General features: G+C 66.3%; 17 protein-coding genes. 5 read left to right on the plus strand and 12 right to left on the minus strand.

Translation table 11 applies throughout. The features are described 5' to 3' along the window. Positions 1-23: 23 nt before the first annotated feature. Entirely contained in the window at positions 24-1,175 is a 1,152-nt protein-coding gene (gene prfB / locus H6A16_RS02840; RefSeq protein WP_204615936.1) for a peptide chain release factor 2, read from the minus strand. Next, complete coding sequence (gene secA, locus H6A16_RS02845) at positions 1,175-3,979, minus strand: preprotein translocase subunit SecA (protein WP_204615937.1); 2,805 nt, start codon at positions 3,977-3,979, stop codon at positions 1,175-1,177. The genes prfB and secA overlap by 1 nt, the downstream gene beginning before the upstream one ends. Before the next feature lie 606 nt (positions 3,980-4,585). Between secA and H6A16_RS02850 the strand changes: the two genes are divergently transcribed. Beyond that, positions 4,586-5,092 (plus strand): pyridoxamine 5'-phosphate oxidase family protein, encoded by a 507-nt coding sequence (locus H6A16_RS02850; protein WP_204615938.1) that lies wholly within the window; start codon positions 4,586-4,588, stop codon positions 5,090-5,092. A gap of 125 nt (positions 5,093-5,217) precedes the next feature. Here the strand turns inward: H6A16_RS02850 and rpmE are convergent, their stop codons facing one another. Next, positions 5,218-5,658, minus strand: a complete 441-nt coding sequence (rpmE, locus tag H6A16_RS02855; RefSeq protein WP_204615939.1) for a 50S ribosomal protein L31 — start codon at positions 5,656-5,658, stop codon at positions 5,218-5,220. Positions 5,659-5,859: 201 nt separating this feature from the next. Next, a complete protein-coding gene (locus tag H6A16_RS02860; protein WP_204615941.1) occupies positions 5,860-6,138 on the minus strand; it encodes a hypothetical protein in 279 nt (92 codons plus the stop codon). Positions 6,139-6,270: 132 nt separating this feature from the next. Here H6A16_RS02860 and H6A16_RS02865 point away from each other — a divergent pair, with 132 nt between their 5' ends. From H6A16_RS02865 to H6A16_RS02875, 3 genes are all read left to right on the plus strand, one after another. Beyond that, the gene (locus H6A16_RS02865) at positions 6,271-6,558 is read left to right on the plus strand and encodes an ACT domain-containing protein (RefSeq protein WP_204615943.1); all 288 of its coding nucleotides are present in this window, start codon (positions 6,271-6,273) and stop codon (positions 6,556-6,558) included. 104 nt (positions 6,559-6,662) lie between these two features. Further along, positions 6,663-7,511 carry an HAD hydrolase family protein gene (locus tag H6A16_RS02870; protein WP_204615945.1) on the plus strand — a complete coding sequence of 283 codons (849 nt, stop codon included), beginning with the start codon at positions 6,663-6,665 and terminating at the stop codon, positions 7,509-7,511. Positions 7,512-7,527: 16 nt separating this feature from the next. Then, positions 7,528-8,388, plus strand: a complete 861-nt coding sequence (locus H6A16_RS02875; RefSeq protein WP_204615947.1) for an HAD-IIB family hydrolase — start codon at positions 7,528-7,530, stop codon at positions 8,386-8,388. 15 nt (positions 8,389-8,403) lie between these two features. Here the strand turns inward: H6A16_RS02875 and H6A16_RS02880 are convergent, their stop codons facing one another. The 3 genes from H6A16_RS02880 to H6A16_RS02890 form a co-directional block, all read right to left on the minus strand. Further along, a complete protein-coding gene (locus H6A16_RS02880) occupies positions 8,404-9,204 on the minus strand; it encodes a Cof-type HAD-IIB family hydrolase (RefSeq protein ID WP_204615949.1) in 801 nt (266 codons plus the stop codon). 191 nt (positions 9,205-9,395) lie between these two features. Then, entirely contained in the window at positions 9,396-10,610 is a 1,215-nt protein-coding gene (gene tyrS, locus H6A16_RS02885) for a tyrosine--tRNA ligase (protein ID WP_204615951.1), read from the minus strand. Between the two features lie 329 nt (positions 10,611-10,939). Then, positions 10,940-13,105 carry a U32 family peptidase gene (locus H6A16_RS02890; RefSeq protein ID WP_204615953.1) on the minus strand — a complete coding sequence of 722 codons (2,166 nt, stop codon included), beginning with the start codon at positions 13,103-13,105 and terminating at the stop codon, positions 10,940-10,942. Between the two features lie 241 nt (positions 13,106-13,346). Here H6A16_RS02890 and H6A16_RS02895 point away from each other — a divergent pair, with 241 nt between their 5' ends. Beyond that, positions 13,347-15,680 carry a transglycosylase domain-containing protein gene (locus H6A16_RS02895; RefSeq protein WP_204615956.1) on the plus strand — a complete coding sequence of 778 codons (2,334 nt, stop codon included), beginning with the start codon at positions 13,347-13,349 and terminating at the stop codon, positions 15,678-15,680. Between the two features lie 286 nt (positions 15,681-15,966). Here the strand turns inward: H6A16_RS02895 and H6A16_RS02900 are convergent, their stop codons facing one another. From H6A16_RS02900 to H6A16_RS02920, 5 genes are all read right to left on the minus strand, one after another. Beyond that, complete coding sequence (locus H6A16_RS02900) at positions 15,967-16,404, minus strand: arginine repressor (protein WP_204615958.1); 438 nt, start codon at positions 16,402-16,404, stop codon at positions 15,967-15,969. Between the two features lie 239 nt (positions 16,405-16,643). Beyond that, positions 16,644-17,708, minus strand: a complete 1,065-nt coding sequence (locus H6A16_RS02905) for a glycosyltransferase (RefSeq protein WP_204615959.1) — start codon at positions 17,706-17,708, stop codon at positions 16,644-16,646. A gap of 176 nt (positions 17,709-17,884) precedes the next feature. After that, positions 17,885-18,769: a tRNA pseudouridine(38-40) synthase TruA gene (gene truA, locus H6A16_RS02910; RefSeq protein WP_239458150.1), complete on the minus strand. Its 885-nt coding sequence runs from the start codon at positions 18,767-18,769 to the stop codon at positions 17,885-17,887. Positions 18,770-18,823: 54 nt separating this feature from the next. Beyond that, on the minus strand, positions 18,824-19,624 hold the full coding sequence (locus H6A16_RS02915) for an energy-coupling factor transporter transmembrane component T family protein (RefSeq protein WP_204615960.1): 801 nt from the start codon (positions 19,622-19,624) through the stop codon (positions 18,824-18,826). Then, complete coding sequence (locus H6A16_RS02920) at positions 19,621-21,312, minus strand: ABC transporter ATP-binding protein (protein ID WP_204615961.1); 1,692 nt, start codon at positions 21,310-21,312, stop codon at positions 19,621-19,623. Before H6A16_RS02920 ends, H6A16_RS02915 begins: the two co-directional genes overlap by 4 nt. Positions 21,313-21,339: the final 27 nt, after the last annotated feature.

Consider the following 21,339-nt stretch of genomic DNA (forward strand, 5'->3'; position numbering starts at 1 on the left):
CGCGTCGGTTTTCTTGTTAGCGGCTATTCCTCGCCATCCGTCTCGTCGGGCGTGTAGTCGGCGTTGCCCGTGGCCCAGCGATGGTACCCCACGATGAACGGGTCCAGGTCGCCCTCCTCGAGCACGCTGTCGACGTTGCCCGTCTCCACCCCGCAACGCAGGTCCTTCACCATCTGGTACGGATACAGGACATAGCTGCGAATCTGGTTCCCGAAGCCGATATCGTGCTTGGGACCGCGGATCTGGTCGAGCTCGTCGGCGCGCTTCTGCAGCTCCAGCTCGTACAGGCGCGCCTTCAGGATCTGCATGCACGCCGCCTTGTTCTGAATCTGGCTGCGCTCGTTTTGGCAGGTGACGACGATGCCCGTGGGCAGATGGGTCACGCGGACGGCGGAGTCGGTGGTGTTGACACCCTGGCCGCCCGGACCGCTCGCATGGTACACGTCGACGCGGATGTCGTCGGGGGCGATCTCGATATCGATATCGTCGGGCAGGACGGGAATCACCTCGACGCCCGCGAAGGTCGTCTGGCGACGCTTCTTGGCGTCCGTGGGGCTGATGCGCACCAGACGGTGCACGCCGGCCTCGGCGCGCAGCATGCCGAAGGCGTCCTTGCCCTCGACCGTGAACGTCGCGCGGTCGATACCGATGACCTCGGCTGCCGGGCAGTCGTTGATCGTCACCTTCCAGCCGCGGCGCGCGCAGTACTTCATGTACATCTTGAACAGCATGAAGGTCCAGTCCTGGGCCTCCAGACCGCCCTGGCCGGGCTTGATGGTCACGATGGCGCCGCCGTGGTCGTACTTGCCGGTGAACCAGCTCGAGAGCTCCATGTCGTCGATCTCGCGCGTGAGCTGCGCGACGGTGGCGGCGGCTTCGGAGACGAGCTCCTCGTCGCCATCCATCTCGGCGGCGAGCTCGAGGGCGGCGCAGGCATCGGCCAGCCCCTCGTGGGCCCGCTCGACGGCCTTGATGTCGTCGCGATCGCGCGCGAGCTCGGCCATCAGGGCACGCGCCGCATCGGCATCGTCCCAAAAGCCAGGTGCCGCGCTCTGGCGCTCAAGGTCCTCGACGCGCCCGCGCTTCTCCTCGAGATGGAGGTAGGACTCCACCTCGGCGAGCCTGGTCGCGAGCGCATCGAGGTCCGCGGCGGTGAGCGGTGCGGACTCGGCCATTAGCGGTCCTTGCCGTGGCAGTGCTTGAACTTCTTGCCGCTGCCGCAGGGGCAGGGATCGTTGCGGCCCACGTTGGCGTAGGGGTCGCCGCTCTCGGACTTGCGATAGGTGCGCACGACCGCGCCGGGGTTGCCGGCGGTGCCCTGCGGCGCGCGGCCGGCGGCGTTCGCGGCGTTGGCGGCAGCCTGGCTGCGCAGGGTCGAGGCGCCATCCGGATCGGAGGGACCGGAGTAGGTGGCGTTGTTCAGCGCCGAGGTCGGCTCGGGCTTGGGCGCCTGACGGACCTCGATGCGCAGGACAGTGCGCAGGTAGTCCTCGTACATCGTGTTGACGAGCGTGTGGAAGGCGGCGAAGGCCTCGGACTTGTACTCGACGAGCGGGTCGCGCTGGCCGAAGCCGCGCAGGCCGATGCCCTGCTTGAGGTAATCCATCTCCTGCAGATAGTTCATCCAGCGCGTATCGATCACGCGGAGCATGACCTGGGTGTTGAGGTCGCGCATGAGCTCCTCGCCCAGGCGCTCGGACTTCTTGCCGTAGCACTCCTCCACGTAGGCGAGCACGTCGCGCTTGAGGTCGTCGTAGCTCTCGTCAGCCATGTCGGGCGCATCCTGGTTGCCGGTGAGCTCGACGAGCCACTTGTGCAGGCCCTCGAGGTCGCGCTCGCCGTCGCGCGAATCGACGGTGCAGAACTCCTGCACGCAGCGCGACACGGTGTCGTCGATGACCTCGTCGATGTGCGCGGCCAGATCCTTGCCGTCGAGCACCTTGTTGCGCTCGGCGTAGATGACCTGGCGCTGCTTGTTCATGACGTCGTCGTACTCGAGGACGTTCTTACGCATGGAGAAGTTGATGCTCTCGACCTTGCGCTGCGCGCCCTCAACGGCCTTGGAGATGATCTTGTTCTGGATGGGCATGTCGTCGGGCATGTCGTAGCGCTGCATCATGGCGCTGACCTTCTCCATGCGGTCGCCGCCGAACAGGCGCATGAGGTCGTCCTCGAGCGAGAGGTAGAACTGGGTCTCGCCGGGATCGCCCTGACGGCCGGAACGGCCGCGCAGCTGGTTGTCGATACGACGCGACTCATGGCGCTCGGTGCCGATGACGGTCAGGCCGCCGGTTGCCACGACCTCCTCGTGCTCCTTGGAGCAGATCTCCTTGGCGCGCACGAGCTCGCTGTCGTACGCCGCCTTGAACTCCTCGGGGGCCTCCTCGGGATTGATGCCGGTGGCGATGACCTCCTCGCGGGCGAGCTCCTCGGGGTTGCCGCCCAGCAGGATGTCCGTACCACGGCCGGCCATGTTCGTGGCGATCGTGACGGCGCCCAGGCGGCCAGCCTGCGCGACGATATGCGCCTCACGCTCGTGGTACTTGGCGTTCAGGACCTCGTGCTTGATGCCGCGCTTGTTGAGCAGGCGCGACAGGCGCTCGGAGCTCTCGATGGACACCGTGCCCACGAGCACCGGCTGGCCGTTCGCGTGGCGCTCCGCCACATCGTCGGCCACCGCGTTGAACTTGGCGTCGATCGTGCGGTAGACGAGGTCGTCGTTGTCCTTTCGGATGACGGGCTTGTTGGGCGGGATCACCTGGACGGCCAGGTTGTAGATCTCGCGGAACTCGGCGTCCTCGGTAAGGGCGGTACCGGTCATACCCGAGAGCTTCTCGTACAGGCGGAAGTAGTTCTGCAGGGTGATGGTCGCCAGCGTCTGGTTCTCCTCGCGAACGAGCACGCCCTCTTTGGCCTCGATGGCCTGGTGCAGGCCCTCGGAGTAGCGACGTCCCTCCATGATGCGGCCCGTGAACTCGTCGACGATCTTGACCTCGCCGTTCGTGACCACGTACTGCTTATCGCGATGGAACATGTACTGGGCCTTGAGCGCCTGCTGCAGGTGGTTCACGAGCTGGCCGGACAGGTCGGCGTAGATGTCGTCGATGCCCAGGCGGTCCTCGATCTTCTTCAGGCCCTGCTCGGTAGCGGCGATGGTGTGCTTGGCTTCATCCATGATGAAGTCGCCGGTGGGCTCGGGGCGCTCGCCGCCGGTCATCACGTCGAACTCGGGCTCCTCGCCGCGGGTGAGGCCACGGACGGCGCGTGCGAAGTTCTTGTAGATGCTCGCCGACTTGGTGCCCGCGCCGGAGATGATGAGCGGCGTGCGCGCCTCGTCGATCAGGATGGAGTCGACCTCGTCGACGATGGCGTAGACGTGGCCGCGCTGCACGCGCTGCTTCGGGCGCACGACCATGTTGTCGCGCAGGTAGTCGAAGCCGAACTCGGAGTTCGTGCCGTAGGTGATGTCGGCCTCGTACGCCGGGCGCTTCTGATCGAGCGGCATGCCGTTCTGGAGCAGGCCGACGGTCATACCCAGGAAGTTGTAGACGCGGCCCATCTGCTCGGAGTCGCGCTTGGCCAGGTAGTCGTTCACGGTAACGATGTGCACGCCGCGGCCGGGGATGGCGTTGAGGTAGCCGGCGAGCGTCGACACCAGCGTCTTGCCTTCACCGGTCTTCATCTCGGCGATCTGGCCCTCGTGCAGCGCCATGCCGCCGATGAGCTGGACGTCGAAGTGGCGCATGCCGAGCGTGCGCTTGGCAGCCTCGCGGACGACGGCAAAGGCCTCGTTCAGCATGGAGTCAAGGCTCTCGCCGTTCTCGTAGCGCTCGCGGAACAGTGCGGTCTGATGGGAGAGCTCCTCGTCACTCATCTTCTCGTACGTCGGCTCGAGGTCGTTGATCTTGACGACCATCTTCTCGTAGCGCTTGAGGTCCTTATCCGCTCCGAAGGAGAGCAGTTTAGAAACGAATCCCATATGGTTTCCTTCTCGTATCTCGTGCGCGGACACGCGCATGCACAGTCGCTGACCACTTTAACCATTTGCGCCTGCCGCAATGCGCAGGTTGCATGCAGTCACAGGGAAACCACGGTAGACACCCCGTCAGAACGCGTGCGCATCGGCATAGAGCGCCTGCTTTCAGCAGGTAGACCCTGCTTTTGTCATCTGAGCCGACGTCAAGGCACCTATCGGCGGGCACGGGCGCGAACGCCCGCGGAAAACTGCGGCTCAGCGCGCGATTTCAGGTCCGAACCGAGGCTGTCGGTAAAGTTAGTTCAGATATGCGTTACCTATCATCTCGGTGGGATGCGAATTCTACCGGGATCATGAGAGCGGAGGACCGTTTTTCAGGCTATCTGACCTTAGCAGACGTCTGTAAAGCGGACATTTCATCCCTAACGGCCAAAACGTTATTCCCACCATTTTGATGCGCTTACGCATATCTGAACTAACTTTATATAACTGACCCCCATCAGAGAAGATCCGCCCCATGCGGGCGGGCGCGACACCCAAAACTCGTGGGCTATGCAGCTTCGCACTACAATATAGAGGCGAAATCGCCAAGGCCATGGGGAGGACACCATGAGACATATGAGACTCGCCAAACGAGAGATCACCGACAAGGCTCGGATATGCGAGATCGTCGAGACCTGTCAGGTACTGCGAATAGGCGTCGTTGATGACGAGGGGATGTTCATCGTGCCGGTGAACTACGGTTACACCTGGGATGAGGACGCAGCGCTCCCCCGCTTCTATATCCACTCGGCGCGAGAGGGGCGAAAGGCCGACGCGTTCCGCTCGCAGGGCGACGCCGGCATGCCCGTGGCGCTCGAGCTCGATCAGGATCGCGGGACCATCGCCGGCAGCTACTCGTGCGCATACTCGCGCAGCTACGCGAGCATCATGGCTGCCGGACGCGTGCGCGAAGTCGCCGACGAGGACGAACGCCAACATGCTCTCAAGCTCATCATGGCACACGCGGCCCCGGAGGCGCCGACATCGTTCACGCCCGAAGGGGTCGCCCGCGTCGCCATCTTCCGCATCGACGTCGACCACCTGACCGCCAAAGAGCGCCAGATGAAAGTTTAGGGACAGGTCCCAAACTTTCATGGCGGGCGGCGCCGCGTCAGGATGAAAGTTTGGGACCTGTCCCCGAAATTGCAAAGGGCCGCCCTAGGGCGGCCCTTCAGCTCAGTTGCGATGCGAGCGAGATGCTACTCGGCAGCAGCCTCGGTGGCCTCGGCCTCAGCAGCGGGAGCCTCGACGGCCTCATCGGCAGGAGCCTCAGCGGCCTTCTTGGCAGCCTCGGCAGCGGCCTTCTTCTCGAACTCAGCGGCACGCTTGGCCTTGGCAGCAGCCTTAGCCTCACGCTCGGCGGCACGCTTAGCGGCCTCCTCCTCGGCCTTCTTGGCGCGCTCGGCCTTCTTGGCGGCCTCGCGCTCGAGAGCGGCCTGAGCGGCGCCGCCGAACTTGTCGGCGAAGCGCTGGACGCGTCCACCGGTGTCGACGAACTTCTGCTGGCCGGTGTAGAACGGGTGGCACTCGTTGCACAGCTCGACCTGGATCTCAGGCTTGGTCGAGCGGGTCTTGAAGGTGTTGCCGCAGCTGCAGCGCACCGTGCACTCGACGTACTCGGGATGGATACCAGACTTCATGGCAGGGCTCCTCTTCTTCGTTGTCCTGGTTACCAATCAGGACATAAGGGGTGTCTTGGTTTCCGACCAAGACAAAACAGCCTGCCTAGAATAGCACAGGGCGCGCGCTCCCACAAAAGGTTCACGCGAACATGTGACAGGTAGGACGGGGCCCAGCGTCATGCTTTTGCAAAAGCATGACGCTGGGCCCCGTCCTACCTGTCACGCTCGACGAAGGAGGGCGATGGCGTTGAGAAGGAGAACGACCGCACCAAGCCCGACGGAGCACATGACGTAGGCGCCCGCCGTGTCGAGAATCATCGAGATGTCGCCCGCCTCGGCAGCATCCCTGAAGAACGGGATGACAAGCACAGCCGGCGCCATCGCCAAGGCGAAGCTCGCAAGGACGCAGGGCACCGCCGCCCTCTGGTAGAACGCGCCCGCCAGGGCAACGACCACGGCCAGCGTCCCAAACCCGATCTGCAGCGATACGAGATCCATAGCGCCTCCCTTCCGCCTGGCTTTACGCATTTGTACCCATCGTGCGCGACAAGTTTGCACCCGGCCCCATCTTGTCGCGCGAATCGGTACAATGTGTCCGACTGCACACGCATCCAAGAGAAAGGTCCCCTCATGGCCGAGACCGCATCCAACCGTATCGTCATCACCGTGCTGGGCAAGAACCGCCCCGGCATCGTCGCCGGCGTCACCCGCGTGCTCGGCGAGGCCAACGTCGACATCCGCGACATCACGCAGTCCATCCTGGACGACATCTTCACCATGACGATGCTCGCCGACATCTCCGCCTCCAAGCTCGACTTCCACGAGCTGCAGGAGGCCCTGTCCGAGGCGGGCGACCTGTCCGGCGTCACGGTGACCGTCCAGCGCGAGGACGTCTTCAACTTCATGTACCGCCTGTAGCGGGCACGATCGCTCACGAATAGAGACGCCGTGGGACGCGGCGCCCGGCAGATGGATCGGGCGCCGCGTCCCTCGCATATCGGCGACTGTCGGAAAGGACTCATATGATCGTCTTCTCCGATCTGGACGGGACGCTCCTCACGACCGCCAAGGAGGTGTCGGCCGCGACGTGGCGCGCGCTCGACGCGCTCGCGGAGAGCGGCTTCGATTTCGTCCCCTGCACCGGCCGGCCGCTCGCCGGGGTCTACCCCGACCTTCTGCGCCATCCCGCGGTCCGCTTCGTCGTGAGCGCGAACGGCGCCACCGTGTCCGAGCTCGATCCGGATGACCCCGCAGCGAGCAGCGCCCGAACGATCCACAGCGCCCTGCTCGACCGCACGTGCGCCCTCGCGGTGCTCGAGATCGCCCGTGATTACGACGTGACGTTCGACGTGTTCGCCGACGGGTGCAACTACCTGCGCCGCGACCTCTACGAGCGCCTGCCCGAGTTCATGGGCGAACCCGACATCCTGAAATCGATGGTCGACACGCGCATCCCGGTCGACGAGGACGCGGACGCCACCATCCGCCGCGTGCGCGACCTCGAGCGCGTCTCCATGTATTGGAAGGATCCGCGCGACCGCGATGCCATACTCGAGAGGCTCGCGGACGTCCCCAGCATCGACATCACGCGTTCCTACCCCACGAACATCGAGGTCATGGCCCATGGTGCGTCCAAGGGCTCGGCGCTTGCATGGCTGTGCGCGCACATCGGCGCCAGCACGGACGATGCGGTCGCCTTCGGGGACAACCTGAACGACCTCGAGATGATCCGCTGCGCGGGCATCGGCGCGGCGGTGGCCAACGCCGACGCGGACGTTCGCGCGGAGGCGGACGTCGTCTGCGGCACGAACGACCAGGACGGCGTGGCGCGCACGATCATGAACCTGCTTGCGCGCAGGGCGCGAGCATAAGCGAAAGGACTCACGTATGGACCGCCTGCCGGCAATCGTCTTCTCCGATATGGACGGAACCTTCCTCACCACCGACAAGCGCATCGGCGATGCTGCCTGGCGCGCGCTCGATGCGCTCGCCGAGCGGGGTATCCCCTTCGTGCCCTGCACCGGCAGGCCGTTCACGGGACTGCCCGCGGAACTGCTCGCGCACCCCGCGGTGCGCCATGCCATCAGCGCGAACGGGGCATCGGTGTTCGAGCTCGACGAGACGGACAAGCGCTCCTGCGCGGCACGGACGATCCATACCGTGCCGCTGGGGGCAAAGCGCGCGCTCGCCGTGTGGGACCTCGTGCGCGGGCGCGACGCGACCTTCGACATCTTCGCCGGCGGGCGCACCTACCTCATGCGCTCCCTCTTCGACCGGCTGGAGGACATCATCCCCGACGCCGAGACCATCGCGCTGATCCGGCGGGTCCGCACGCCGGTCGACGAGACGCCGGAGCAGACGATCGGGCGCGTCGGCGACATCGAGCGCGTGGGCATCTACTGGCACGACCCGGCAGACCGCGACGCGATCCTCGCGGGCCTGGACAGCATACCGGGCATCGTGCACACCCGCTCCCACCCGACGAACATCGAGGTCATGGCCGCTGGCGCCACCAAGGGCACCGCGCTTCGCTGGCTGTGCGCGCACCTCGGCATCGACGTGCGCGACGCCCTCGCGTTCGGCGACAGCCTGAACGACATCCCCATGCTCGAGGCCGCGGGCGCAGGCGTCGCCGTCGCCAACGCGGAACCCGCAACCCAGGCGGCCGCGGACCTCGTTATCGCAAGCAACGACGAAGGCGGCCCCGCCCACGAGATCCTCACACGGCTCGGTGTCGACGACGCCTGATCGCATCCGCCAGGATCAGCGCTCGTCCAGGCTCTCCAGCACGCGCCGCAACTCCTGCTGCACGGCGTGGTCGCGGTTGAAGCCGATGACACGGTCGGCGACCGCGCGCAGGGCGGGACGACCGTTCGCCATGGCGCAGCCCTGGCCCACCAGGCGGATGATCTCGTAGTCGTTCATGGAATCGCCGAACGCCATGACCTCGTCGGCGTCGATGCCGTAGTGGTCCATAAGCTGCTGGATGCCGGACGCCTTCGACACGCCGCGCTGCATGGCGTCGATCCATGCGCTGCCCGAGGGCGCGAACACGAACTCGTCGCCCAGCTCGCGCTCGAGCACATAGGCATAATCCATCACGGCGCCGTCGTCGCAGAACACGCTGGCCTTGATGATGCTCACGTCGGCTGAGGGCAGCTCCCAGATGCGCTCGGCGTTTGGCAGGTCCTTGTCGATCTCGCGCACGAACTTGCTCTCATCGTCCAGCAGATACGACTTCGAGCGGTCGAACAGCGCCAGATGCAGATTCTCGAACATGCCGACCGTACGCGCCAACCGCTTGATGGCAAGGTGCGAGTACACCTCGCGATCGACGAGCCTGCCGTCTGCATAGACCTGGGCGCCGTTCGAGGCGACGAAGTCCATGCGGTCCTTGATGGGCGCGAAGAACTCGCACAGCCGGTCGTAGCGGCGCCCCGAGGACGCGGCGAAGCGCACGCCCCGCTCGCGCAGGGCAAGAATGAGATCGTAGGTCTCGGGCGGCACCTGGCTGTGCTCGTCGAGCAGGGTACCGTCCATATCCGATGCGATGAGTTTGATCATGGGGTCAGCTCCTCCTTATAAAAACTGTTTCTCCGGGAGCCTACCCGACCGAGGCTCGCGCCATACGGGCGGCGCGCAACCCTAACCGAATCCTGATGAAAGTTCGGGACCTGTCCCCAAACTTTCATGAAAAGGGCCCCGCAGCTGCGCGAGGCCCAAAACAGGGTGAAAGCGTATGTCCCTCTGCGGCGCTACACCAGGCGCGCGTACTTGCGCTTGCCGACCTGCAGCACGACGCCCGGATGAAGCAGGGCGGGCTCGATGTTGTAGCTCTTGGGGGCCACGGGCTGCTGGTCGATCTTCACGCCGCCGCCGTCGATCAGGCGACGCGCCTCGCCCGCGGAGGCGGCAAGACCGGCATCCTTGAGCAGGCCGGCCAGGTAGACCATGCCCTCCTCGTTCACCGGCACCTCGACGTGGACCTCGGCGATGTCCTCGGGCAGCTGGGACTCCTTGAACACGCGGTCGAACGCCTCCTCGGCGGCCTCGGCGGCCTCGGCGCTGTGGTAGGCCGTGATGATGTTCTTGGCCAGCGCGCGCTTGAGCGCGTAGGGGTCGGCCGAGCCGTCGGCGAGCGCACGGTCAATCTCGTCGACCTCGTCGACGGAAAGCGTCGAGGCCAGACGGTAGTACTTGCCGATCATCTCGTCGGGGATGGACATCGTCTTGCCGAACATATCGGCAGGCTCATCGGTAAGGCCGATGTAGTTGCCGTAGGACTTGGACATCTTGCGCACGCCGTCGGTGCCCTCGAGCAGCGGCATGGTGAGCGCGACCTGCGGCTCCATACCCATCTTCTCCATGAGCTCGCGGCCGGCGAGCAGGTTGAAGAGCTGGTCGGTGCCGCCCATCTCGACGTCGGCCTCGATCTTCACGGAGTCGAAGGCCTGCATCACGGGGTACAGGAACTCGTGCAGGGCGATGGGCGTCTGCGACTGGTAGCGCTTGGTGAAGTCGTCGCGCTCGAGGATGCGCGCCACGGTGAACTTGGAGCAGAGCTCGAGCATGCCCTTGAGGTCGAGCGACAGAATCCAGTCGCCGTTGTGGACGATCGTCGTCTTCTCGGGGTCGAGGATCTTCATGGCCTGCGCCACGTAGGTGGCGGCGTTGGCCTCGACCTGCTCCTGCGAGAGCTGCGGGCGGGTCGAGTTCTTGCCGGACGGGTCGCCGATCATGGCGGTTCCGTTTCCGATGATGAGGGTCACCTTATGGCCGAGGTCCTGGAACTGGCGCATCTTGCGCAGCGGGACGGCGTGGCCCAGGTGCAGGTCGGGGCTCGTGGGGTCGACGCCCAGCTTGATGTTCAGCGGCACGCCGCGCTCGAGCTTCTTCTTGAGGTCCGCCTCAGGCACGATCTGCGCGGCACCGGAGGTGATGATGCGCATCTGCTCATCGACTGGAAGCATGTCTGCATCCTCCTTGACATCGTTAGCACCCTCGCCCGCATCCGGGCGGTGCTGGATAGCACATAACTGCATTAGTGTAGCCGAGTTGCGCGGGCGCGCCGGCGAGAACGCCAAGCGCCCACAGGGTCACCGCGCGCTGTCGGGGACTCGAGCGAGGCGCTTCGCGCCGGAGCGTCCTGAAACACGGAGCGTGCGGACGCGGCGACCAAGCGATGAGCAGGCGATGGCCTATTAATACTGACCCCTGGCGAGACCGCTGTTTCTCTCTCTAATCGCGCCATTAGAGGTGAGTTAGAGAGAGGAATGGCGGTCTCGCCAGGGGTCGGTTATTACCGAAGCGTCGAGAGCGTCTGCTCGACGATGTCGATCGCCGCCTGCTCCCCCACAAGGTCGGCGTCGATCAACAGGGTGCCGAAGCCCGCTGCGGCCACATCGCAGAGCGCGCCCAGGCGATCGAGCGGAGCGGCATCGTAGATGCGCGTGCGGCCAAGGCTATCCACGTGGACCGGCAGGCGCGCACCCTCCTCCACCAGATACCGCTCGGAGCGGCGGCGCGCGCAGCGGTCGTGATCGCCGTCGCAGGGCCCCTCTGCCGTGAGCAGGCAATGCTCGCACACCATGAGCTGCGGTACGCCGTAGACCAAAAGGCCGCAGGCCCGTCGAGCAGCAGCACGGGCGATAGCGCAGGCGCGCTCGATCGGCAGCTCGTCGGGCAGCCAAACGCGCTGCGCCCCGAGAGATACAAGCCAGTCCACCGTCTCGCTGTTGGTAGCGGAGACCGGCGCCGCCACCTCGAACGCGGCGCCCTCCGCGCGGGCGAGCTCGATGGCCCCCAGGTTGCGGCACACGACGCGCGACGCGCGCCGGCACAGGTCACGAACGCGCGCCTCGTCGGCAGCGCGGCTGGGTTCGTCGAGGATGACCGCCACGCCGCCGAGCATGTCGTCCCACGCGGGATCCTCCAGCACGCGCGAGGCTCGTACGTAGACGCCGGGCTGGCGGCCATCACCGAGCAGGCGCTGCGCCAGCTGCGGCGAGTTCGCCACGACTGCCACCGCGGGAGCGTGCGATGCGGCGTCCGGTGCACCACCCGCCGAGCAGCGCGGCTTCTCCCCCGCCACCCAGTCGCCGCGATCCGCGAACTCAGCCACGGCCCCTGCCGGCGCCAGCTCGAAGGCCTCCGCACGCATCGCTGCCACCGCCACCTCGGCCTCGGAGCGCACCCCGGCGCTCGCCGTGAGGTACACGGGGCTGCCCGGCGCCACGCGCCGCTTGCAGCGCACACGGATCCGATCGCCCGCCGCGCCGTCGACCTCGCAGGGCACGAGCGGCCAGCGCGCCGGCACATCCGGCGCGGCGTCCTCGGGCAGGATCGTGCGAATCTCGAGCGTATCGCCCGCCGCCACCGCGCCCTCGAGCGCCACGACGACCTCGCGGCAGCCGCGCTCGACCACCTCGCCCACGCGGATGCCCTGGTTGATGGCCCGCTCGAAGCTCATGAGCTCGGCGCCTGAGGTTCCGCGCAGGTAGGCATCGGTGAATCCGCGATTGAAGGAGCGGCCGAGCTGCGCGGTAAGCGCGGCCGGATCGATCTCCGCGCCGGTCGCGAGCGCATCGAGTGCCACCCGGTAGGTGCGCACCACGTTGTACACATAGTCGGGGTTCTTCATGCGGCCCTCGATCTTCAGGGCCGACACCCCCGCGTGGCAGAGCTCTTCGAGGTGCCCGATCGACAGGTAATCGCGCGGGCACAGCAGGCGATCGCCCGAAACCCCCGCGACCGAGCGGCCCGAGCCATCCACCAGCCCATAGGAAAGACGGCAGGGCTGCGTGCAATCGCCCCGGTTGGCGGAACGGCCCCGGCGCAGCGCCGAGAACGCGCAGGCGCCGGAATAGCAGATGCAGATGGCGCCATGGCAGAACACCTCGATGCCCGTACCCGTCCGGCAGAGCTCGGCGATCTCGCCGCACGAGAGCTCGCGGGCGCACGTCACGCGCTCGACGCTGAGCTCGCGGGCAGCCAGGCGAACGCCCGCAGCGGACATGACGCCCGCCTGGGTGGAGAGATGCAGCTCGAGGCCGGGCAGCTCGCGCCGGACGAGGCGAGCGAACCCCGCATCCGCGACGATGAGCGCGTCGGCACCCGCCTCATGGGCGCGGTACGCCAGCGCGAGGGCGCAGTCGAGCTCGCCCTCGCGCAGGTAGACGTTCTCGGCCACGTACACGCGCACCCCGTGGGCGTGCGCAAGGCGGCAGGCGCGCGCGAAGTCCTCGAGCGCGATATCGCGGGCCGCCGCGCGCGCGTTGAAGGCACCGAGACCCGTGTACACGGCGTCGGCGCCCGCTGCCACCGCGGCATAGAGCGCCTCGATCGATCCGGCGGGCGCCAGCAGCTCGGGCACGCGCAGGCCGCACGCGTTGTTCTCCATCGTCCTCCCCCATTGCTCCGACAGCCGGCGAGCAGCGCCGGCGGCACCCTTGCGAAGCGCCGCCATCAGGGTCCGCTTCCGCCCATCAACGCGCGCTTCAAGTCGACGCCCGCGGCGCCGGCGCCTCGCGCCGAGCTGCCCTGCTCACCATATGCAGTCGGTCTGGAATTTGCTTTTCTCCCAGCATACACGAGCGATGCCGTCGCGCCTTACGGTAATGTGTTCTTACGTATGCGCACACACCCTGTGCGCACGGCCCGCGGCGACGGCACACGTCGCTCAACGTCCAACGATTGGAGATGCAGCTATGGGTCCACGCGAGCGCCAGACACGCCATCGCTCCAAGACGCATACCCTTCCCGTCATCATCGGCTCGTTCTTCGGGTTCTTCCTGATCCTGTGCGTTGCCTTCGGCATCGGCATGGTCGGCAACGTCACCCGTTGGCTGTCCGACCTGCCCGACTACACGAATGCCGACAACTACCTGGCATCCGAGCCCACGAGCATCCAGGACGCCTACGGCAACGAGATCGCGAGCCTCTACATCCAGAATCGCGAGACCGTCTCCTACGACCAGATCTCGCCTTACGTGCTGACCGCCATGGTCGATGTCGAGGACGAGCGCTTCTATGAGCATCCGGGCGTCGACATCATCGGCATCATGCGCGCCGTGGTGAGCCAGCTGACCGGCGGCTCGCAGGGCGCCTCCACCATCACGCAGCAGCTCGTGCGCAACACGATCCTGTCGGAGGAGCAGTTCGACGACACCATCGAGCGCAAGGTCCGCGAGGCGTGGATCGCCCTCCAGATGGAGAAGATCTTCTCCAAGGAGGAGATCCTCACCATGTACCTCAACACCGTCTACTACGGCCACGGCGCCTACGGCATCCAGGCTGCCGCGCAGACCTATTTCTCCAAGAGCGCCTCCGACCTGACGCTCGGCGAGGCCACGCTGCTCGTGGGCCTGCCCAACGCGCCGGACTACCTCGACCCCACCAAGAACCCCGAGGGCGCGAGCGACCGCCGCAACGTCGTGCTCTCCGCCATGCTGCGCCTGGGCCACATCACCCAGGAGGAGTACGACGCCACCGCGAACGAGCCCATCACCCTCAACGTGAGCGAGCAGCCTGTCAACGGCACGCTTGCCTACCCCTACTTCGTCGACTACGTGAAGGGCCTGCTCTCCGAGGAGTTCTCCACCGACGTCCTGTTCGCCGGCGGCCTCACCATCAAGACGACGATCGACCCCACCATCCAGGCGGCGGCCGAGCAGGCTGCGTACGAGCGCATGGACTCCCTGAGCGTCGACGACCTCGACGTCGGCATGACCGTGCTCGACCCCAACACCGGCTATATCCTGGCCATGGTGGGCGGCCGCGATTACTACGCGGACGACTCGCACATCAACCACGCCACCTCGCGCCGCTCCACCGGCTCGTCGTTCAAGGCCATCACCCTTGCCGCGGCGATCAACGAGGGCATGGACCCCAACACCCGCATCAACTGCTCCTCGCCCATGGCCATCGAGCCCTACTACACCAAGGACGAGCCGCTGCGCAACTACGGCAACCACGACTACGGCGTGTGCACGCTCGCCCGCGCCACGGCGCTTTCGGCCAACACGGGCTTCGTCCAGGTGGCGCTCGCCATCGGCAACGACAAGATCATCAACATGGCCCAGGCCCTCGGCATCGACACCGAGGCCGCGGGCATGGATCCCTATGCCGCCTCGCTGACCCTGACGGGCGGCGCCTACGGCTGCTCCACCCTCGAGATGGCGGAGGCGTTCTCCACCTTCGCCGCCGGCGGTGAGCACCGCAACACCGTCGCCATCACCCAGATCACCAACCGCGAGGGCGAGGTGCTCTACCAGCACTCCGACGCTCCCGAGCGCGTCATGACCACCGGCGTTGCCGAGGTCATCAACGAGTGCCTCGAGGGCGTCATGACGGGCTCCGGCACCGGCGTGTACGGCTATCCCTACCAGATCAACCAGCCCGTGGCCGGCAAGACCGGTACCGCCGGTACCGCCAACGACACCACCGACCTGTGGTTCGTCGGCTACACCCCGCAGCTCTCCGTTGCCGTGTGGGTCGGCCACTCCAACTCCAACAGCGCCATCCCCTACCTGGGCACGGCCGACACTGTCCTGCCGATCTTCGAGAACTTCATGAACTCGACGCTCGCGGGCGTGGCGCGCGAGGAGTTCCCCACCGGCGATACGCCCGAGTACAAGGATGCCGACGAGTGGGATTTCGAGGGCGGCAACTACGGCAGTGGCAGCAGCTGGGATGACGACGACAGCTACAACACCGATGAGCCCGCCGAGGAAGGCCATATCGATACCGAGCCCGCCGGCAGCGACCAGAACCAGCCCACCGAGCCGACCGACCCGAACGCCGGCGGCACCCCGAGCGATAACACCGGTGGCAATACCGGCGGGAACACCGGTGGCAACACGGGTGGAAACACGGGCGGCAACACGGGTGGCGGCGGAACCGACCCGACGCCCACGCCGGATCCTGAGCCCACGCCCGAGCCGGAACCGACCCCTGAGCCGGAGCCGACGCCCGAGCCGGAACCGACCCCTGAGCCGGAGCCGACACCCGAGCCCACGCCCGATCCCGCACCGGCAGCCTAGATGTATCGCCAAGCAAAAAGCCCCTCTCAAGAGGGGCTTTTTCGTGAAAGTTAGGGCATGCAATTTTGGGGACAGGTCCCAAACTTTCATTTGTGCAAGGGCAAGCCTAGAGGAAGGATGCCTGATGAAAGTTTGGGACCTGTCCCCAAAATTGCATGCCTGTCCCCTAACTTTCACGTTATCGGGATGCACGCGACCGGATGAAGTACCACACGAGCAGGGCAATGAGTGCGATCGGCAGGAGGATCAGCAGCGCGAGCACGAGGATATGGATGGCGGCGATCATCTACTTACGCACGCTCCTCAGCTTGGCGATCATGTTCTCCAGACGCTCACCATCGGCTTCGGTGCGGGCGATCACCAGGATGGTATCGTTACCCGCGAGCGAGCCGAGCACATCGGGAAGCTCCGCTGCGTCGATGGCAGCGGCGATGCCGGACGCCGTGCCGGGCTGAGCCTTCACGAGCACGAGGTTGTCCGCGCGGGAGACCTCGATGACGAGCTCGGAGACCATACGCTGAAGATGAAGGTCCTCGGCGAGCACATAGACGCCCTCGGGAAGCTTGCGAAGCCCCATGTCGGCGATATCTCGGGAGACCGTCGCCTGCGTACAATCGAATCCACTAGCCTTGAGCTCGTCGACGAGCATACGCTGGGTCCGCACGTCCTTCTCTCGAACTATCTCGCGAATCGCATCCTGGCGACCGTTGCGCTTTTTTGCCATGGGACCTATCCCTCCCTCGGGTTAAACCTGTGTCCAAACACGTCGGCTTCAAACTGTACATGCATGGCGGGCCATCGGCCGACGAGCCGCCATGATTTAACAGTTATGACTCAATACGCCGGATTTGGCCTATTTTATCAAAGCTTGTTGCATAGTTCAGCCGTTAATACCGACATTCGCGCATATGCGAACAGGTCAGCAGACAAACCCGCAGACATACGGGATGCGCAGTAAACGACCTACAGCATGAATCCGAGCGGAAGGTGCGACATCCTCACGAACTCGCGCAGGCGCGACCCCATGCAGCACCACGCGGCATTTCGCTGCGACATGGGACGGTACATGATGCCGAACTCCCCCGACATCGCCTCGACCGCAGCGAGCGAATCGCGCACGTCCTCGTCGTCGATCATGCTCTGCACGCAGCTCAGGCGCTCGGATGCGGAAATGCCGCTCGAGCCGACGCTCGCGTTGTCGATGCAATCGATCAGATTGCGCACATGCCTGCGGTGCACAGCGGTCACCGCTTCGGGGTCCGCATCGGCGCCCCCGGAGCGCAGCAGGTCCATCATAAGGCGGTGCTCATGCGCGCAGCGTACCGCATACGCAGGATTGAACGGGATGGATGCGCCCGGCGTCACGACCACATCGTGATAGCCCGGACCGCCGGAGACGCCGATGCGCTCGGCATCGCCCACGCAGGCAGCCATGAACGGAAAGCCCTCGTCTTCCCCCACAGCAAGCAGGTCGCGGTGCGCCGCGGCGATGCCGCGCGCGATGAGCACGCCATAGGCATCGCTCAGCAGGCCCCGCTCATAGAGTTTGGCGGCAGCGCGATAAAACCCGTCGTCGCGGCCCCACACCCCGGCATCGACCCGCCGTTCGGTCGTGGAGGCGACACGGCCCTTGCTGTCGATCGCATCCTCCAGACGGCCGAGAAACGCCATGTCGAGCGCGTCATCTCGGGCGCACGCCGCCAGCGGCTCGAGCGCATCGGGGGCAAGCCAGCAATCCTGGCGCATGAAGAGCACGAACGAGCCGCGGGCACGGTCCAGTGCCGCCGCCATGCCGCCCGCGATATCTCCGTCATCGCGCTCGACGAGCTCGACGCGGATATCGCGGTCGTGGAAGCCCTGCAGCAGCGCCGGCGTGCGGTCGCGCGACGCGCAGTCGGCGATGATGAGTTCAAGATCGGTATAGGACTGGTTGAGGATGCTTTCCACCGAGCGCGCAAGATGCCCCGCGCCGTCACGCACAGCCATGACGACGGATACACAAGGACACTTTGAAACGCGATGCGCCACGTCGGCCTCCCGGTGATACTGCCAATACTGCCATGGTAGCATCACGTTTTCGCACGCTCAGCTGCGCTTTGCGCGCTCACGCCATGCACAGACGAATCACACCCGGCCAACACAGGTTCATCATCATCGAGCGCAGCGCCCGTCCGAACGTCTCCGAATCCAGCCAGCCCGTCGTCCTAGGGGCAGCGCGTCAGCACGCCCTCGTCGTAGGCGACATCCATGAAGCACAGGCCGCGCGCCGGCGCCGTCGGGCCGGCAGCCGCGCGGTCGCAGGCGGCAAGGACCTCATCGACCCATGCGGGCTCGCGGCGATGGCATCCGACCTCCACGAGCGTGCCGACGATCGCCCTCACCATGGAATGCAGAAACGCGTTGCCGCGGATGGTGAACGCCAGGCACTCCTCCCCCAGGTTGCGCTCACGGGCGAAGGAGACCTCCTGGACGTTGCGATGCGTGGGCTTGCCCACGGCCGACGACGTCTTGCAGAAGCTCTTGAAATCGCGCTCGCCGAGCAGGCGCTGCGCGGCGTCCTCCATGGCCGCCACGTCGAGCGGCCAGCGATGCCACCACGTCACGTTGCGCGTGAGCAGCGGGGGCGCATCGCCCGTGGCGATGCGATAGGTATAGGTGCGCGACCGGGCGTCGAAGCGAGCGGAGAACCCCGGGGCGGCATGGTAGACCTCGGAAACGGCGATCTCGCGCGGCAGCAGCGCAGCGAGCGCCCTCATCCACCGCGAACGGGTCACCTCGAGCTCATCGGCGGTTGCCGACAGGCTGATGTACTGCCCCACCGCATGGACGCCGGCGTCGGTGCGCCCCGCGCAGGTGAGGTCGATCTCGCGGCGCAGGAAGGTCTCGAGCGCGCGTCGAATATCGCCGGCCACGGTGTGCTGGCCCGGCTGTTCGGCGAAACCCGAGTACCCCGTGCCGTCGTAGCCCAAACGGAACACGAGCGTGCCGTCCAGCAGCTCGCAATCGGCCTCGGCGCCCTGCAGGGCATCGGACGCGCCCGTCAGGTCCGTATCGGGAGTATCGAGGACCGCTCGATCCATATCAGCCATGTCGCCTCCGGCAGAATCCTTGATGGTTACCGAACATGTCGCGCCGACGCGCGCTCACAGCAGGTGCGCCGCCAGCGGCAACAGCAAACAGAATGCAAGTCCCAGCACGAGCACCGCCCGGCTACGCGCGGAAAGCGGCGCCCTCGGGGCCGTCACGTCGGCGCTATCAGCATAGCATCGCTGGGCCATGGACTCCCCCAGGCGGTCAGCACGCCGAAAGAGCCGCACCACGAGCGGTGTCAGCACCGACGCCCACGACCTGATGCGTGCAACGAGCCCACCCGCCTCGAAGTCGACGCCGCGCGAGCGCTGCGCCAGCTGGATGCGCGAGAACTCCTCCGACACGATGGGAATGAACCGCAGCGCAAGCGAGAGCATGAGGCCGATATCGGCAACGGGCACGCCGATGCGCCCCAAGGGCCGCAGCAGGCGCACGCAGGCATCTGCAAGCTGGGGCGGCGTCGTGGACGAGGACACGCACAGCGCGAAACCGAGCAGGATGGCGATGCGGAGCACCGCGGTGGCGCCGCGCAGCGCGCCGGCTGTATCGATGCCGACCGGCCCCGCCAAGGCGATGTCCCCGTGCCCATCGAGCGCGAGGGCGTTGGCGATAAGCGTGAACGCGAGGATGAAGGCGACAGGGGCAAGGACGCGAAGATGGGACGAGAGCCGCATCCCCGACACGCGCATGGCGAACGCGAGCACCACGATCCACAGCGCGAGGACCCACGACCCGGCTGTCGCGAAGATGCCGACCGTCGCCGCGAGCAGCAAGATCAGCTTGACGCGTGCGTCGATACGCGCCGCAGGCGTATCGGCCGACACGAACGAGCCCAAGGGGGAAAACGGCTTCATGAGGCGCTCCCATCCGCGAGGGCATCAGCGAGCATAGCGTCGAGCTCGAACGAAAGCGGCGCTCGCAGGCCCGCGCGCGCGAACGCATCGGCCCTGCCCGCAAGTTCAGCGGCCATGCCCTCCCAGACAACGGCCCCCGACGCCATGAGGAGCACGCGATCGACCTCGCCGAGCCACTCCTCGAGGTCGTGGCTGATCACCACCATGGCGCAACCCTTGTTCGCGCAGGCCCGCACCGTCTCGTGAAGCGCGCGCCTGCCCGCGGCATCGAGGCCCGCGGTCGGCTCATCGAGCAGGTAGACCCCCGCATCGAGCGCAAGCACCGAGGCGATCGCCACGCGGCGCGCCTGTCCGCCGGAAAGGTCGAAGGGATAGCGATCGAGCAGGTCGTCCTCAAGGCCCACGAGGCGCGCGGCCGCCTCTGCCCGACAGGCGGCCTCCTGAGCCGTCGCGCCGAGGTTGAGCGGCGCGAAGGCGAGCTCATCGCGCACGCTCTCGCAGAACAGCTGGTCTTCGGGACGCTGAAACGCGATGCCCACCGATCCGGTGCGTACGGGCGCCCCGTTGACGCGGACGCTCCCAGCGTCGGCATCGAACAGGCCTGAAGCCACGCAGGCAAGCGTCGACTTGCCCGAACCCGAGGGACCGGCCACAAGTGCGACCTCGCCGGGCTGGACGGCAAGATCGATATCGCGGAGGACGGGCTCGCACCCATCGTAAGAAAAGGTGACCCCATCGAGCAGCAGGGCATCGGAAGCCACGTCGTCGACAGCGGCAGCGAATGCGCGACCCCTGCCTGTCGCGGCCTCAGGCGCCCTCAGAGCGGCTTTGATGGACCGCAGGGCATCGGGAGCAACCTGGCGGTGCCGATGGGCTTCAGCGGCCCATGAGACGGCGCCCTGCGGCTCGCAGCCCATCTGCTCGGGCAGCCCTGCGTCGATGCAGGCTCGCACCGCCCGAACAGAGGGATCGTCCACGACCGTATCGCTCCAAAGGTCAAAGCGATCCGACAGCAGGCGCCGCGGCGAGCCATCGAAGATAACGGAGCCCGCCTCGAGCACCACGACGCGATCGGACGCAAGGATCTCCAGCGGGTCGTGGGTCACCTGGACCACGCCCAGCCCAACCTCATGGGCAAGCCGCGTCACGAGCGCGCGCATCGCAGGACGCGCAGAGGCGTCGAGCATGGAGGTCGCCTCGTCGAGCACCATATAGCTGGGTTCCATAGCAAGGACTCCGGCCACCGCGAGCAGCTGCTGCTGGCCGCCGGAAAGCGCACCGGTGTCGCGCCCCTCGAAGCCTTCGAGGCCGACGCGCGCCAGCGCGCGCTCGACCCGAGCCGCAACGTCGTTCGGCTCCAAACCGAGATTGCGCGGGCCGAACGCCACCTCATCGGCAACCGAGGTGGACACGAGCTGGTCGGCCGGATGCTGCCTGACGAAGCCCACACGGCGGCGGACCTCGCGACGGGCCGCCGCTGAGGAGGCCGGATCGAAGCCGTCGACGGAAACGCTCCCATCACCGGGCAAGCGCAGGGCGCAGAGCAACGATGCGAGCGTCGACTTGCCCGACCCGTTCGCACCCACAAGGGACAAGACCTCGGCGGGCAAAACCGTGAGGGAGATATCGGACAGCGCCGCGCGCTCATCGGCGTGATAGCGCACGGAGACGCATCTTACCTCGATCATGTCCCACCTCCCTGTCCACAGGTGTAC

This window comes from Collinsella tanakaei, assembly GCF_016900375.1.
Lineage (GTDB): Bacteria > Actinomycetota > Coriobacteriia > Coriobacteriales > Coriobacteriaceae > Collinsella.